This window comes from Pseudomonas sp. PME37.24/025, from assembly GCF_055556615.1.
In genome coordinates this window covers 1-14,166 of the sequence record NZ_JBVHNK010000010.1, presented here as the reverse complement: position 1 = coordinate 14,166, position 14,166 = coordinate 1, and the positions used below count along the sequence as shown (strand labels likewise).

At 57.4% G+C, this 14,166-nt stretch carries 14 protein-coding genes; 10 read left to right on the top strand and 4 right to left on the bottom strand.

Annotation, left to right across the window (positions count from 1 at the left end):
* The first annotated feature begins 9 nt into the window (after positions 1 to 9).
* Positions 10 to 873, top strand: coding sequence for a ChaN family lipoprotein (locus tag ACZ3HH_RS18500; protein ID WP_465806568.1), 864 nt, complete (start codon positions 10 to 12; stop codon positions 871 to 873).
* Between the two features lie 267 nt (positions 874 to 1,140).
* Here ACZ3HH_RS18500 and ACZ3HH_RS18495 read toward each other — a convergent pair whose 3' ends face one another.
* The 3 genes from ACZ3HH_RS18495 to ACZ3HH_RS18485 all read right to left on the bottom strand — a co-directional run bounded on the left by ACZ3HH_RS18495 (position 1,141) and on the right by ACZ3HH_RS18485 (position 3,647).
* Positions 1,141 to 1,413: a TfoX/Sxy family protein gene (locus tag ACZ3HH_RS18495; RefSeq protein WP_007902045.1), complete on the bottom strand. Its 273-nt coding sequence runs from the start codon at positions 1,411 to 1,413 to the stop codon at positions 1,141 to 1,143.
* A gap of 241 nt (positions 1,414 to 1,654) precedes the next feature.
* Positions 1,655 to 1,999, bottom strand: a complete 345-nt coding sequence (locus tag ACZ3HH_RS18490; RefSeq protein ID WP_465806565.1) for a pentapeptide repeat-containing protein — start codon at positions 1,997 to 1,999, stop codon at positions 1,655 to 1,657.
* A 91-nt stretch (positions 2,000 to 2,090) separates the two neighbouring features.
* On the bottom strand, positions 2,091 to 3,647 hold the full coding sequence (locus ACZ3HH_RS18485) for a bifunctional aminoglycoside phosphotransferase/ATP-binding protein (protein ID WP_465806563.1): 1,557 nt from the start codon (positions 3,645 to 3,647) through the stop codon (positions 2,091 to 2,093).
* Positions 3,648 to 3,765: 118 nt separating this feature from the next.
* Here ACZ3HH_RS18485 and mrcB point away from each other — a divergent pair, with 118 nt between their 5' ends.
* The 3 genes from mrcB to ACZ3HH_RS18470 are packed head-to-tail and all read left to right on the top strand — an operon-like array spanning position 3,766 to position 7,170.
* On the top strand, positions 3,766 to 6,084 hold the full coding sequence (gene mrcB / locus ACZ3HH_RS18480; RefSeq protein ID WP_465806561.1) for a penicillin-binding protein 1B: 2,319 nt from the start codon (positions 3,766 to 3,768) through the stop codon (positions 6,082 to 6,084).
* A 16-nt stretch (positions 6,085 to 6,100) separates the two neighbouring features.
* Positions 6,101 to 6,835 (top strand): tetratricopeptide repeat protein, encoded by a 735-nt coding sequence (locus ACZ3HH_RS18475; RefSeq protein WP_465806559.1) that lies wholly within the window; start codon positions 6,101 to 6,103, stop codon positions 6,833 to 6,835.
* Positions 6,835 to 7,170: a YqcC family protein gene (locus ACZ3HH_RS18470; protein WP_465806557.1), complete on the top strand. Its 336-nt coding sequence runs from the start codon at positions 6,835 to 6,837 to the stop codon at positions 7,168 to 7,170. Before ACZ3HH_RS18475 ends, ACZ3HH_RS18470 begins: the two co-directional genes overlap by 1 nt.
* Positions 7,171 to 7,281: 111 nt before the next feature.
* Here the strand turns inward: ACZ3HH_RS18470 and ACZ3HH_RS18465 are convergent, their stop codons facing one another.
* Positions 7,282 to 7,704: a DUF4124 domain-containing protein gene (locus ACZ3HH_RS18465; protein WP_465806555.1), complete on the bottom strand. Its 423-nt coding sequence runs from the start codon at positions 7,702 to 7,704 to the stop codon at positions 7,282 to 7,284.
* Positions 7,705 to 8,105: 401 nt separating this feature from the next.
* Between ACZ3HH_RS18465 and ACZ3HH_RS18460 the strand changes: the two genes are divergently transcribed.
* From ACZ3HH_RS18460 to msrQ, 6 genes are all read left to right on the top strand, one after another.
* Positions 8,106 to 9,830: an acetolactate synthase 3 large subunit gene (locus tag ACZ3HH_RS18460; RefSeq protein ID WP_030130347.1), complete on the top strand. Its 1,725-nt coding sequence runs from the start codon at positions 8,106 to 8,108 to the stop codon at positions 9,828 to 9,830.
* Positions 9,831 to 9,832: 2 nt separating this feature from the next.
* Entirely contained in the window at positions 9,833 to 10,324 is a 492-nt protein-coding gene (gene ilvN, locus ACZ3HH_RS18455; protein ID WP_003176102.1) for an acetolactate synthase small subunit, read from the top strand.
* A 48-nt stretch (positions 10,325 to 10,372) separates the two neighbouring features.
* Positions 10,373 to 11,389, top strand: a complete 1,017-nt coding sequence (ilvC, locus tag ACZ3HH_RS18450; RefSeq protein WP_007948647.1) for a ketol-acid reductoisomerase — start codon at positions 10,373 to 10,375, stop codon at positions 11,387 to 11,389.
* 146 nt (positions 11,390 to 11,535) lie between these two features.
* Complete coding sequence (gene pssA / locus ACZ3HH_RS18445; RefSeq protein WP_095055878.1) at positions 11,536 to 12,393, top strand: CDP-diacylglycerol--serine O-phosphatidyltransferase; 858 nt, start codon at positions 11,536 to 11,538, stop codon at positions 12,391 to 12,393.
* 63 nt (positions 12,394 to 12,456) lie between these two features.
* Positions 12,457 to 13,467: a protein-methionine-sulfoxide reductase catalytic subunit MsrP gene (gene msrP / locus ACZ3HH_RS18440; RefSeq protein WP_465806537.1), complete on the top strand. Its 1,011-nt coding sequence runs from the start codon at positions 12,457 to 12,459 to the stop codon at positions 13,465 to 13,467.
* On the top strand, positions 13,467 to 14,087 hold the full coding sequence (gene msrQ / locus ACZ3HH_RS18435) for a protein-methionine-sulfoxide reductase heme-binding subunit MsrQ (protein ID WP_465806536.1): 621 nt from the start codon (positions 13,467 to 13,469) through the stop codon (positions 14,085 to 14,087). The genes msrP and msrQ overlap by 1 nt, the downstream gene beginning before the upstream one ends.
* Positions 14,088 to 14,166 lie beyond the last annotated feature (79 nt).

Genomic DNA, 14,166 nt, shown 5'->3' with positions numbered 1-14,166 from the left:
GGTGAGAACATGCATGTGATGATCCTGGCTGTGCTGTTACTGAGTGCCTGTCAGCATGTGCCGGTGGTACCGCCACCCGTCAGCGGCGAGATCCGGGACCTGCGTAGCGGTCAAGCCCTGACAGCGCAGGAACTGCTTGCGCGGTTAGCCAAGCCTTCGCGATTGATCGTCGGCGAGCAGCATGACAATCGTGATCATCATCAACTGCAACTGTGGTTATTGCAGGCACTGAATGAGCAGCGGCCTCAAGGCAGTTTACTGCTGGAAATGCTCACGCCGGATCAACAAGTGCGCGTCGATCACGTTAGGCACTCTTCATCGCTACCCGCTGACTTGCCCAATGCATTGGCCTGGCAACCGGGTTGGGACTGGAATCTGTATGGGCCGATCGTCGGTATTGCCCTGACTCAGCCGTACCCGTTGCTGGCGGCCAATCTGGATGCGCTTGAAGTCCGTACTGTCTATGCCAAACCGCCGACATTGAGCGGTTCGCGCTCCAACGCCCCGATGGTCAAGAAGACGTTGCTGGCACAAATCAGCGACTCCCACTGCGGCTTGCTACCCACATCGCAAATGCCTGCGATGCTGGCCGTCCAGCAACAGCGTGATAGGCGGATGGCCGGGCGATTCCTGGCCGCACCGACGCCTTCACTGCTGTTTGCCGGCGCGTACCACGCACGCAAGGATGTCGGGGTGCCGATCCATGTGCTGGATCTGGGTGAACCTGAAGCACCAACGGTATTGATGCTGGCAGAGGAGGGCGCTGAGATTACGCCGGCCATGGCCGATTACGTCTGGTTTACGCCCGCCACGCCACCGCAGGATTATTGCGCGCAAATGCGTAAACAGTTCGGCAAGCAGTCAGGACAGTAAACCTGGCGAGTTTTCCACAGGCAAAAAAAGACCCGGCAAGAGCCGGGTCAAATAACCGTGATTAGCCTGATGAGGAGATAATCTGAGAGTCCGAACCAAGGGCTTTTCAGAATATCGACCAGTCTCGCGACCAGTTGTGATAATAATAGCGATTCTCATTATCAAGTCAACCGCTGATTTCTAATTTCTGTGGATTTCACCAGTTCCCTTGGTGAAGGCCCTGCAATCATTAGTCTTCAGGATGTGCTCAAGCGAAATTACATCCGTTCAAATCTTGTGGCGTGACGAGATAGCATCCAGCTGTTTGTTCAAGGCTTCCTTGCGTTCGGCGGGAATGTCGTTCCAGTGAACATCCATCAGTGCGCCTTCAATCGCATACAACAACACCTTGGAAGCCCGAAAACCGCGCGTGCGCACGGCCCGATAAGCATCCACAGCTCCCAGCCGGCGCAAGTCCGAGGCACTGTGGATGCCCACGGCATGCAGCCATTGCGCCGACGTCTTGCCAAGATTTTTCAGGTGTTGCAGTTCATCATTCATCAAGCCTCCTTGCGACAGCCGAACGGTGCGTGGGCGAGCCTCTCAGCAGTGTAGCCATCAGTAGGAAAAGCGTGATTGTTTGGTCGGTTTCGACGCAAAAGCTTCTAAGAGGCGGGCTCAAGAAGCGGCGTGAAAAAGCTGCGAGTGCAGTCAGAAGACGGGCGGAGAATTGAGTTTTAGGGGAAAAAAAGTACAGAGTCCAGCGCAAAGCAAGGGCGCCGGACTTGATAGAACGTCGCTTTTAGTGGGTGCGATAACGCAGTCGCGTCCCGAAATTCATCGACATCAGAATCTCATCGGCACTCAGTTCGGGCGGGAAGTAGGCACCTGAGATCTGCGCGTGAGCCAGGCTCGCACCTTCCAGGGATGAGTTGCGAAAATCGATGCCACGCAAGTCGGCAGAGCGGAAATAGGCATCTGTGAAGTCGACGCCGTCGGCGTTCAATTCACGCAGATCGAGACCACGGAAGTCGCCACCGACCATGTCGATAGGTCCGTCTTTCGGGCGTTCATTGTTAAAGCCTGTGATGTTGTCTTTGTGCAGCAAGGCATAAAGCGGGGTGTCGAGAAGTTTCGGCTGGCTCATGTCACATCACCTGATGGTTTTATGACGCCAGTATAGTGCCACTATTTGGCGGCCGTGAAGCCGGTGAAGGCTTCACGGTTGAAATAGTTTTTTACAGGCCTGGCAGGCGTTGGCGAATCTGCGCAACGACGGTATCGAGCGTGCCACTTTCATTGGTCTGGACGCGTTTGCTGCACAGAATTTCTGCTGGCGTCAGGGCCTCGCGGCTGGCTTGCTGGGCGGCGATAACGGTCAGGCTGGCGTCGGACGGATCGTTATTGTCTGCCTGACGTTGCTTCAACCAGCTTTCGATCACCGCTTGTGGTGCGTCGCAGTCGAGGATCAGGAACGGTGCACCAGTGGCTTCGGCGATTTTTGCCGCGCCGTCGCGTTGGTCGCGCTTGAGGTACGTGGCATCGACCACTACCGGGAAACCGGCTCGCAGAATTACACCGGCAACTTCATGCAGACGGTTGTAGGTAGCAGCGCTGGCGTCCGCACTATAAATGCCGGCCTGCGGGTCGTTCGGTACGGTTTGCTCGCCGAACATACGCTTGCGCTCGACATCGGAACGCAGGCGAATGGCGCCCAGCGCTTCCACCAGGCGCATGGCCACGTGACTCTTGCCGACAGCGGAAACACCGTGGGTAATCGCCAGGAAGCGCGAAGGAATGGTGCTGTAGCTTTCCGCCAGGTTGGCGTAGTTGCGGTACTGGCGCAGGGTGGTGGCGCGCTGCACCGGATCGGCCTCGGCGGGCATGCTGAACAGGCTGACCTTGGCGCGAACCAGTGCGCGGTAGGCTTTATAGAAGTTCAGCAGCTCAAGGCCCTGATAGTCGCCGGTCAGCTCCAGGTATTGGCTGATGAAACGGCGCGCCAGACTCTTCAGGCCACGGTCTTCCAGGTCCATCGCCAGGAAACCGGTGTCGGCGTAAACGTCGGTGAAGCGGAATGGTTCGTTGAACTCGATGCAGTCGAAGATCACCACGTTGCCGTCGATCACGGTGGCGTTGCCCAAGTGAATGTCACCGTGGCATTCACGAATGAAACCGTCGGCCTTGCGCTGGGCGAACAACGGCTTGAGGCGTTCGAAGCTGCTTTCGGCCCAGGCTTGCAGCGCCTCGAGTTGCAGCAGATCGGCCTTGTCGCTGAGGAACGGACGGATCTGCTCGAAGTTCTGCCGTACCGGCGCCATGACGCTGTCCGGCGTGCCGGCTTCGTGTTCGGCAGGCACTTTCGGCGCGCTGAGGTGGAATTGAGCGATCTGCGCAGCCATCTCGTCGATGTGCGTGGTGGTCAATTCGCCGTTGGCTTGCAAGGTGCTGAGCAATTGGCTTTGTGGGAACTGACGCATTTTCAGGGCGTAATCGACAACCGGGCCATCGCCGCCCAGTTGTGGCGCCTCGGCGCTGCCAGTAATTGGCAACACTTCAAGATACAAATCATGGGTAAGGCGCTGGTTCAGGCGCAGTTCTTCAGCGCAGAAATGCTCGCGAGCCTCGAGGCTGGTGAAATCGAGGAAGCCGAAATTCACTGGCTTCTTCACTTTATAAGCATAGGACCCGGTGAGCAGCACCCAGGAAATATGGGTCTCGATGACCTGGAACCCTTCTACGGGATGGGGGTAGAGGGCCGGGTTTTGCAGGGCAGCGATCAGGGACTGGCTCACAGGCGATCCTTCAGAGTCTGGGGAAAATTCAAGGCCGCCATTATGGCCGCAAGTCCGCCCGACGCAAACCTCAGCGGGCTCCTGTTGAGGATGAATAAAGTGCGTATAATCCGCCGCCATGACTCGTACTCGATCCCCCCGCACCCCCAAAAAACCACCTTCCAAGGGCTTGCGCCCCTGGCTGGGCTGGGCCCTTAAACTCAGCCTGGTCGGCCTTGTGGTGCTTGCCGGGTTCGCGGTTTACCTCGACGCTGTGGTCCAGGAGAAGTTTTCCGGCAAGCGCTGGACCATCCCGGCCAAGGTGTACGCGCGCCCGCTCGAGCTGTTCACTGGCCAGAAACTGAGCAAGGAAGATTTCCTCACCGAGCTCGATGCCTTGGGCTACCGACGCGAAGCCGTCAGCAACGGCCCCGGCGCGGCGGCGGTCAATGGCAATACCGTCGACTTGAATACCCGAGGCTTCCAGTTCTATGAAGGCATGGAGCAGGCCCAGCCCGTGCGTGTGCGCTTCTCCGGCGATTACGTGGCCGAGCTCTCGGCGACCAACGGTTCGAAGCTTTCTGTGGTGCGGCTGGAGCCGCTGCTGATCGGCGGGATTTACCCGAAAAACCTTGAAGACCGCATCCTGATCAAGATCGATCAGGTGCCGCCGTATTTGCTCGAAACCCTGGTTGCCGTAGAAGACCGGGATTTCTACAGCCACTGGGGCGTGTCGCCGAAGTCGATCGCCCGAGCCATCTACGTCAACACCTCGGGCGGCAAGATGACCCAGGGCGGCAGTACGCTGACGCAACAGTTGGTCAAGAACTTCTACCTCACCAGCGAACGCAGCCTGACCCGTAAGCTCACCGAAGCCATGATGGCGATGTTGCTTGAGCTGCATTACGACAAGCGTGAAATTCTTGAGGCTTACCTCAATGAAGTGTTCGTCGGCCAGGATGGCCAGCGCGCGGTGCACGGTTTCGGTCTGGCCAGCCAATTCTTCTTCGGGCAGCCATTGTCCGAACTGAAACTGCATCAAGTCGCTTTGTTGGTGGGGATGGTCAAGGGGCCGTCCTATTACAACCCGCGTCGCAACCCTGAGCGGGCGCTGGAGCGGCGCAATCTGGTGCTCGATGTTCTGGGGGAGCAAGGCGTTGCTAGCGCCGAACAGGTTGAGGCAGCGAAGAAAATGCCACTGGGTGTAACCACTCGCGGCAAGTTGGCCGACAGCTCGTTCCCGGGCTTCCTCGACCTGGTTAAACGTCAGTTGCGCGAAGACTATCGCGATGAAGACTTGACCGAAGAAGGTCTGCGGATCTTCACCAGTTTCGACCCGATCCTGCAGATGAAAGCCGAAGCGTCGGTCAACGACACGTTCAAGCGTCTGTCTGGGCGCAAAGGAGCCGATGAGGTTGAGGCGGCCATGGTCGTGACCAACCCGGAAACCGGAGAAGTCCAGGCCATGATCGGCAGCCGTCAGGCAAGTTTTGCCGGTTTCAACCGGGCGCTGGACGCGGTACGACCGATCGGGTCGTTGATCAAACCGGCGGTTTATCTGACAGCCCTTGAGAAGCCGAGCCAATACACGCTGACCAGTTGGCTGTCGGACGACTACTTCTCGGTCAAAGGTGCGGACGGTCAGGTCTGGAAACCACAGAACTATGATCGCCGCTCCCACGGTACGGTGTTCCTTTATCAAGGGTTGGCACATTCCTACAACCTGTCGACCGCGCGTCTCGGCTTGGCGGTTGGCGTGCCGAATGTCTTGAAGACCCTGGCACGTCTGGGGGTGAGTCGCGAATTCCCGGCGTTCCCGTCGATGTTGCTCGGTGCCGGCGGTATGACCCCGATCGAAGTGGCGACCATGTACCAGACGCTGGCCAATGGCGGGTTCAATACACCGATGCGCGGGATTCGCAGCGTACTGACGGCCGAGGGCGAGCCGCTCAAGCGTTATCCGTTCCAGATTCAGCAGCAATTTGATCCGGCGTCCATTTACCTGATCCAGAACGCCATGCAGCGCGTCATGCGTGAAGGCACCGGCAGTTCGGTTTACAACGTGTTGCCGAAAACCCTGACCCTGGCCGGCAAGACCGGTACCAGTAACGATTCGCGGGACAGCTGGTTCGCCGGTTTCAGTCAGGATCTGCTGGCCGTGGTCTGGCTGGGGCGCGATGATAATGGCAAGACACCGTTCACCGGTGCCACCGGTGCGTTGCAGGTCTGGACCAGTTTCATGCGCAAGGCCGATCCGCTGCCGCTGGACATGCCGCAGCCGGACAACATTGTTCAGGCCTGGGTCGATTCGCGCACCGGGCAAGGTTCCGAAGGCAGTTGCCCAGGCGCGGTGCAGATGCCGTATATTCGCGGCAGCGAACCGCCTCCTGGCGCCGCTTGTGGTGGTGAAAACCCTGCTGAGTCGGTGATGGATTGGGTCAAGGGCTGGATGAATTAAGCAAAGAGGGTTTCAAGTGAACAAGTGGTTGATTCCAGCAGTGACCGCCGTGGCTTTGCTCAGCGGCTGCTCCACCGTACAGCGTGGTTCGATTCCGGTTGTGGATTCCGGCAGCGCCGTTTCGAACAGTGAGCGGATACAGGCGAATGGCGGTTACCGTCAGACGACAGTAAAACGTCCTGTGCAAGGCCAGACTCAGGCAATCCCGCAAGGTGACACTGGCGTTGTGGTGATGGTGCCGGGTGGTGGCGCTGTTTCCTCTGCTCCGATCAGCACTTCGCCGATTACCCCGGGCCCGATCACTCCGGGGCCGATTGATACCTCGCCGGTCCAGTCGGCACCGATCAACCAGGGCAGCTACAGCATGCCATCGACGCCAAGCGGGATTCCTTCGGCGAACGCCGGTGGCCTGTCTGCCGATGAGCAACTGGACGGTCCTGTCCTGGCGTTGTTGACCACTGCCCAGCAGCAACAGGCCAGCGGCGACCTTAATGGCGCGTCCTCCAGTCTCGAGCGCGCCCAGCGTGTCGCGCCGCGTGAGCCGCAAGTGCTTTATCGCCTGGCCCAAGTGCGTATGGCCCAAGGCGATGCGGCACAGGCCGAGCAATTCGCTCGCCGTGGTCTGACGTTCGCCAGTGGTCGTCCGGCCCTTCAGGCCAGTCTGTGGGAATTGATCGCCCAGGCTCGTGAGAAACAGGGTGACTCCGCTGGTGCAGCGTTGGCTCGTCAGAAGGCCAAGGTCTCGCTGTGATGGATGCACGCTTCCCGAAGATTGCCGAGCAGTTGCTGTTGATCGAACGCGAACTGCGTGTCCAGGGCTGGTGGGACGAAGTTCCGCCGTCCGCTGAAGCGCTATCCAGTGTCGAGCCGTTTTCAGTGGATACGCTGGATTTCGAGCAATGGCTGCAATGGATTTTCCTGCCGCGGATGAAGACCATCCTTGAACAGGATCTACCGCTGCCCAATGCATCGGGGATCCAGGAGATGGCCGAAATGGTCTTCGCCGCTCGCAATGTCCAGGGCAAGGATCGGCAGCTACAGGTCTTGCTCAAAGAGTTCGACCTGTTGATCACCGCCTCCCTCTGACCCCGGTCCGTTGTAGGAGCTGTCGAGTGAGGTTGCGATTTTTTGACTTTGTTTTTAAAAGCAAAATCAAAAGATCGCAGCCTCGTTTCACTCGACAGCTCCCACAGGTACCTACTGGCAGTTTTTCGTAATCTGTTTCTGTGCTTCGGTCATGCGCTCCTGACGTTGTTGGTCGGTCAGACGGCGCGTCTCGCCGTCGACCTCCTCCCGTAGTCGCGGATTATTCTGCAGTTGAGCCAGGTTCGTTCGGGCCTGTTCGCAGAATACTTTTAGCTGGGCTTGCTGCTCGGCGACCTGCTTTTTCACTTTGTTGTCGACGGCCTGTTGATCGCCTATCACGTTGCTGCGCGTTGGTGTACTTGGTTTGCCGACGGGCGGGGCGGGCGTCACCACGAGGGTGGGCTCGTGGCCTGGGGGCGGTTGCGCATCAAAATGGGTAACGCCCTGGGCGTCGACCCATTTATAGATCTGACCCGCCATGCACAAAGGGCTCAGGCTGATCAGCAAGCCGGCGGTAAAGAAGAACGTTCGCATGCCATTTCCTTGTCATGGGTGCGCAATCGAAGCTAACACAGTTGCGGTTTAAAGGTTTTTTCTTGCGTTCTCATGCGCTTAGTTCGAATAAAGCACATTGACGGCTTGACTTGCGATGGGCGAAACAGAAGAATCCAAAGTCCGCTGTAGAGGGACTGCCAGAAGCAGACCCACTCGGTAGATCATGAGGCGCACATCCGCGCCGACCTGTTACACCCGCAACGCGTTACCTCGCGCTGGGTGGGAAAGGCCCGCAACACTTGGGACGATCCCAATACTTGCTCAGTCAGTGCTGACGTAGTCGGCGACCACCGTCGCTCATGCTCTGCCGAGAAGTAAACCTATTAAGACCCGTCCTCTGTGTATGTGGGCGGTATTCTGGCGTTTTAGAGGTGAACAACGTGGAGCTTTTATCTGGCGGTGAGATGCTCGTCCGCTTTTTGCGTGACGAAGGCGTCAAATATATCTACGGGTACCCGGGTGGTGCTCTTCTTCATGTCTACGATGCCCTGTTCAAAGAACCGGAAGTGACTCACATCCTGGTTCGTCACGAACAAGCGGCGACCCATATGGCTGACGGCTACGCCCGTGCCACCGGTAAAGCCGGCGTGGTACTGGTAACCTCCGGCCCGGGCGCAACCAACGCCATCACCGGTATTGCCACGGCCTACATGGACTCCATTCCGATGGTGATCATTTCCGGCCAGGTGCCTAGCACCATGGTAGGCACCGATGCATTCCAGGAAACCGACATGATCGGTATCTCCCGGCCAATCGTGAAGCACAGCTTCATGATCAAGCATGCGTCGGAAATCCCGGAAGTCATGAAGAAAGCGTTCTACCTGGCGCAATCCGGTCGTCCTGGTCCGGTCGTTGTCGATATCCCGAAAGACATGACCAACCCGGCCGAGAAGTTCGAATACATCTTCCCGAAAAAAGCCAAGCTGCGTTCCTACAGCCCGGCCGTTCGCGGTCACTCCGGGCAAATCCGCAAGGCAGCCGAAATGCTCCTGGCGGCCAAGCGTCCTGTGCTTTATGCAGGCGGCGGCGTGATTCTCGGTGGTGGCTCCGCGCCGCTGACCGAACTGGCGAAGATGCTCAACCTGCCTGTGACCAATACCCTGATGGGTTTGGGTGCCTACCCTGGCACCGACCGTCAGTTCATTGGCATGCTCGGCATGCACGGCAGCTACACCGCCAACCTGGCGATGCACCATGCCGATGTCATCCTTGCAGTCGGCGCGCGTTTCGATGACCGCGTGATCAACGGCCCGGCCAAGTTCTGTCCGAATGCCAAGATCATTCACATCGACATCGACCCGGCTTCGATCTCCAAGACCATCAAGGCAGACGTTCCTATCGTCGGTCCGGTCGAGAGTGTCCTGACCGAAATGGTCGCGATCCTCAAGGAAATCGGTGAGACCCCGAACAAGGAGTCCGTTGCCAGCTGGTGGAAGCAAGTCGATGAGTGGCGCGGTGACCGCGGCCTGTTCCCTTATGACAAGGGCGACGGCAGCGTGATCAAGCCGCAGACCGTGATCGAAACCCTGTGCGAAGTGACCAAGGGCGACGCCTTTGTGACCTCCGACGTGGGTCAGCACCAAATGTTCGCTGCGCAGTACTACACGTTCAACAAGCCAAACCGCTGGATCAACTCCGGTGGCCTGGGCACCATGGGCTTCGGTTTTCCGGCGGCCATGGGCATCAAGCTGAGCTTCCCGGATGATGACGTCGCCTGCGTAACGGGCGAGGGCAGCATCCAGATGAACATTCAGGAACTGTCGACCTGCCTGCAATACGGTTTGCCGGTGAAGATCGTCATTCTGAATAACGGTGTACTGGGTATGGTTCGCCAGTGGCAGGACATGAGTTATGGCAGCCGCCACTCGCACTCCTACATGGAATCATTGCCTGACTTCGTCAAGCTGGCCGAGGCCTATGGTCACGTTGGCGTGCGCATCACCGAATCGAAAGATTTGAAGTCGAAGATGGAAGAGGCGTTCGCCATGAAAGATCGCCTGGTGGTTATCGATATTTCGGTCGACACCAGCGAGCACGTCTACCCGATGCAGATCAAAGACGGCTCCATGCGCGATATGTGGCTGAGCAAGACGGAGCGTACTTAATCATGCGGCACATTATTTCCTTGCTTCTGGAAAACGAACCGGGCGCTCTGTCTCGTGTAGTCGGCCTGTTCTCGCAGCGCAACTACAACATCGAAAGCCTGACCGTGGCACCCACCGAAGACCCGACCCTGTCGCGTCTGACGCTGACCACTGTCGGCCATGATGAAGTCATCGAACAGATCACCAAGAACCTGAACAAGCTGATCGAAGTGGTAAAACTGGTCGACCTGTCGGAGAGTGCTCACATCGAGCGCGAACTGATGCTGGTCAAGGTCAAGGCCACCGGCGCCCAGCGCGCCGAGATCAAGCGCACCACCGATATTTATCGTGGGCAGATCGTTGATGTCAGCGCTAGCGTGTATACCGTTCAATTGACCGGTACCAGCGATAAGCTCGACAGCTTCATTCAATCGATCGGGACTGCCTCGATTCTGGAAACCGTACGCAGTGGCGTCACCGGGATTGCCCGCGGCGACAAAGTACTGAGCATCTAAACCAAATTAGCGAATGGCCTGAACGGCCAGGATATAGAGGGGAATTTCATGAAAGTTTATTACGAAAAAGACTGCGACCTGTCGATCATCCAGGGCAAGAAAGTTGCCATCATCGGTTACGGTTCCCAGGGCCACGCTCAAGCGTGCAACCTGAAAGACTCCGGCGTTGACGTTACTGTTGGTCTGCGTAAAGGTTCGGCTACTGTTGCCAAAGCTGAAGCTCACGGCCTGAAAGTGACTGACGTTGCTTCCGCCGTAGCGGCTGCCGACCTGGTCATGATCCTGACCCCGGACGAGTTCCAGTCTGCCCTGTACAAGAACGAAATCGAGCCGAACATCAAGAAAGGCGCCACCCTGGCCTTCTCCCACGGTTTCGCGATTCACTACAACCAGGTTGTGCCACGTGCTGACCTCGACGTGATCATGATCGCGCCGAAAGCTCCGGGCCACACCGTGCGTTCCGAGTTCGTCAAAGGCGGCGGCATCCCTGACCTGATCGCTATCTACCAGGATGCTTCGGGCAACGCCAAAAACGTTGCACTGTCCTACGCTGCTGGCGTTGGTGGCGGTCGTACCGGCATCATCGAAACCACCTTCAAGGACGAGACCGAAACCGACCTGTTCGGCGAACAAGCCGTTCTGTGCGGCGGTACTGTTGAGCTGGTAAAAGCCGGTTTCGAAACCCTGGTTGAAGCTGGCTACGCGCCGGAAATGGCCTACTTCGAATGCCTGCACGAACTGAAGCTGATCGTTGACCTCATGTACGAAGGCGGTATCGCCAACATGAACTACTCGATCTCCAACAACGCCGAGTACGGCGAGTACGTGACCGGTCCGGAAGTGATCAACGCCGAATCCCGTCAGGCCATGCGCAACGCCCTGAAACGTATTCAGGACGGCGAATACGCCAAGATGTTCATCAGCGAAGGCGCCACCGGCTATCCTTCGATGACCGCCAAGCGTCGTAACAACGCCGCTCACGGTATCGAAATCATTGGTGAGCAACTGCGCTCCATGATGCCGTGGATCGGTGCCAACAAGATCGTCGACAAAGCCAAGAACTAAGTCCCGAGCTTGTACGGAAAACGCGGCCTAGGCCGCGTTTTTTCGTTTGGATCCGCCGGTTCTGGTATAAAGCTGCATTGTTTGTGGCCGAACCGTCGTCCCAGACACCTGTCGAAACTTTCCACCCCGTTGCAAGGTAAATGTCCATGAGCGAACGTCCCGAAGAGCCAAAGCAGGCTTCTGACGCCGAAAGCCTTCTGCCTATCGATGAACACATCGAAGAAGGGCATGACGCTGAAGGCCGTAAAGTCCGGCATCGTGGTATCTATCTTCTGCCGAATCTGTTCACCACTGCGAACCTTTTCGCAGGGTTCTATTCCATCATCAACTCGATGAGCGCCCAGAGTGCCTTGAGTGCCGGTGATGCGATCGGCGCGAGCAAATATTTTGCGTTTGCCGCGATCGCGATTTTCGTCGCCATGGTACTCGACGGCCTCGACGGTCGCGTTGCCCGTATGACCAATACCCAAAGCGCTTTCGGTGCCGAGTACGACTCGCTGTCGGACATGGTTGCCTTTGGTGTGGCGCCGGCATTGCTGGCATTCGGCTGGGCCCTGGGTGACATGGGCAAGGTCGGCTGGATGGTGGCCTTCATCTATGTAGCGGGGGCGGCATTACGTCTGGCTCGTTTCAACACTCAGGTCGGCACCGCAGACAAACGTTACTTCATCGGTCTGGCCAGCCCGGCTGCGGCCGGTGTGGTCGCGGGCATTGTCTGGGCATTCAGTGATTACGGCATTCAGGGTTCCAAGATGTCGTTCCTGGTTGCACTGATGGTTGCCGCTGCTGGCATGCTGATGGTCAGTAATATCAAGTACAACAGCTTCAAGGAGCTGGACTTGAAGGGGCGCGTTCCCTTTGTCGCGATCCTCGCTGTGGTATTGGTATTCGCCGTTGTGTTCAGTGATCCGCCGCGTATCTTGCTGCTTGTTTTCCTCGGCTATGCGGCTTCCGGGCCGGTCCAGTACCTGTTGCGCCTTCGTCGGCACAAAAAAGCCGAGTGATGTAATTTCCCTCATACTCCGCAGTCTATGGGTGCATCTGTCCTCCAAAGCTGCGGAGTTGTCATGCTGATCAAAGTCCCCAAAGCGTCTGACTGTCATGAGTCGGACGTCACGCCTGAATCCCTCTACCTTTCTCGTCGCAGTGTATTAGGTGCCGCCGCCGGTTTGGCGGTGAGCAGTCTGCCGCGTTGGGCGAGTGCCGACGATGTTGCGCGTTATGCTGATGTCGAGCCTGGCAAGGCGCCCTCCTGGTTTGCCGAAAAGCTTCCTTCTACCAAATGGGGGGCGGTCAACGTCAAAGACGAGGCGATCACACCTTTCAAGGATGCGACCCACTACAACAACTTCTATGAGTTCGGTACCGATAAAGGTGATCCCGCGGCCAACGCAGGTGCGCTGAAAACCGAACCCTGGAGCGTGGTGGTGGACGGGGAGGTGGAGAAGCCGGGGCGGTATGCGCTGGAAGACTTCATGAAGCCTTATCAACTGGAAGAGCGCATCTATCGTCTTCGCTGTGTGGAAGCCTGGTCGATGGTCATTCCGTGGATCGGTTTTCCTGTTTCGGCTTTGCTCAAGGAAGTCGAGCCGACATCCAAAGCCAAGTTCATTCGCTTCGAAACCTTGCAGGATCCCAAGAGTATGCCCGGACAGCGTTCCGGTTTTGCCTTGATTGACTGGCCTTATGTAGAAGGGCTGCGTCTGGATGAGGCGATGAATCCGTTGGCGATTCTTGCTGTGGGCATGTACGGGCGTGAGTTGCCCAATCAGAACGGTGCGCCGCTACGACTGGTGGTGCCTTGGAAGTACGGCTTCAAGAGCATTAAATCCATCGTGCGGATCAGTTTGGTCAGCGAGCAGCCGAAAACTACCTGGCAGAGTATCGCCTCGGATGAGTATGGCTTTTATGCGAACGTGAACCCGACAGTCGATCACCCGCGTTGGACCCAGGCGCGGGAAAGGCGTTTGCCGAGCGGACTGTTCAAGCCCAATGTGCGGGACACGCAAATGTTTAATGGTTACTCGGATGAAGTCGCCTCTCTATATACAGGGCTCGATCTGCGGAAGAATTACTGATGCAATATCCGTTCTGGCGTATTGGCGTCTTCATCGCTGCAGCGATTTGGCCGCTGCTTTGGTTGTATCAGGCCTTGGGAGATGTCTTGGGGCCAGATCCGGGCAAGGTACTGGTTGATCGCCTAGGGCTGGGGACGCTTGTCCTGCTACTCATTACATTAAGCATGACGCCCTTGCAGAAGCTCACTGGTTGGGCGGGGTGGATTGCTGTTCGACGGCAGTTGGGGTTGTGGTGCTTCGCTTATGTGGTTCTGCATTTGAGCGGTTACACCGCGTTCATCCTTGGCTTTGATTGGTCGCAGCTGGGTATCGAGTTGCGCAAGCGGCCGTACATTATTGTCGGGGTCCTGGGATTTCTCTGTTTGTTGGCATTGGCGGTTACCTCCAATCGCTACAGTCAGCGGCGTTTGGGTTCTCGCTGGAAGAAGTTGCATCGGTTGGTCTATGTGGTTCTCGGGCTTGGATTGCTGCATATGTTGTGGATCGTGCGTGCCGATCTGAAGGAGTGGGCGATCTATGCTTCTATAGGTGCGTTGTTGTTGGTGTTGAGATTGCCGCCTGTAACCCGCCGGATTCCACGTTTAACAGCCAAAAAGGCACCTTCTGCCAGAAAGGCGTAATTAGGGGTTGACGGCAGATTCTGGAAGTCTATAATTCGCCCCACTTCCGGCGCAGTCGAAACGGAAAACTCCTTGGTAA

Coding starts and splice junctions, on each gene's coding strand:
- ACZ3HH_RS18500 (WP_465806568.1), top strand. CDS start 10: ATGCATGTGATGATCCTGGCTGTGCTGTTACTGAGTGCCTGTCAGCAT.
- ACZ3HH_RS18495 (WP_007902045.1), bottom strand. CDS start 1,413: ATGAATGATGAACTGCAACACCTGAAAAATCTTGGCAAGACGTCGGCG.
- ACZ3HH_RS18490 (WP_465806565.1), bottom strand. CDS start 1,999: ATGAGCCAGCCGAAACTTCTCGACACCCCGCTTTATGCCTTGCTGCAC.
- mrcB (WP_465806561.1), top strand. CDS start 3,766: ATGACTCGTACTCGATCCCCCCGCACCCCCAAAAAACCACCTTCCAAG.
- ACZ3HH_RS18470 (WP_465806557.1), top strand. CDS start 6,835: ATGGATGCACGCTTCCCGAAGATTGCCGAGCAGTTGCTGTTGATCGAA.
- ACZ3HH_RS18465 (WP_465806555.1), bottom strand. CDS start 7,704: ATGCGAACGTTCTTCTTTACCGCCGGCTTGCTGATCAGCCTGAGCCCT.
- ilvN (WP_003176102.1), top strand. CDS start 9,833: ATGCGGCACATTATTTCCTTGCTTCTGGAAAACGAACCGGGCGCTCTG.
- ilvC (WP_007948647.1), top strand. CDS start 10,373: ATGAAAGTTTATTACGAAAAAGACTGCGACCTGTCGATCATCCAGGGC.
- pssA (WP_095055878.1), top strand. CDS start 11,536: ATGAGCGAACGTCCCGAAGAGCCAAAGCAGGCTTCTGACGCCGAAAGC.
- msrP (WP_465806537.1), top strand. CDS start 12,457: ATGCTGATCAAAGTCCCCAAAGCGTCTGACTGTCATGAGTCGGACGTC.
- msrQ (WP_465806536.1), top strand. CDS start 13,467: ATGCAATATCCGTTCTGGCGTATTGGCGTCTTCATCGCTGCAGCGATT.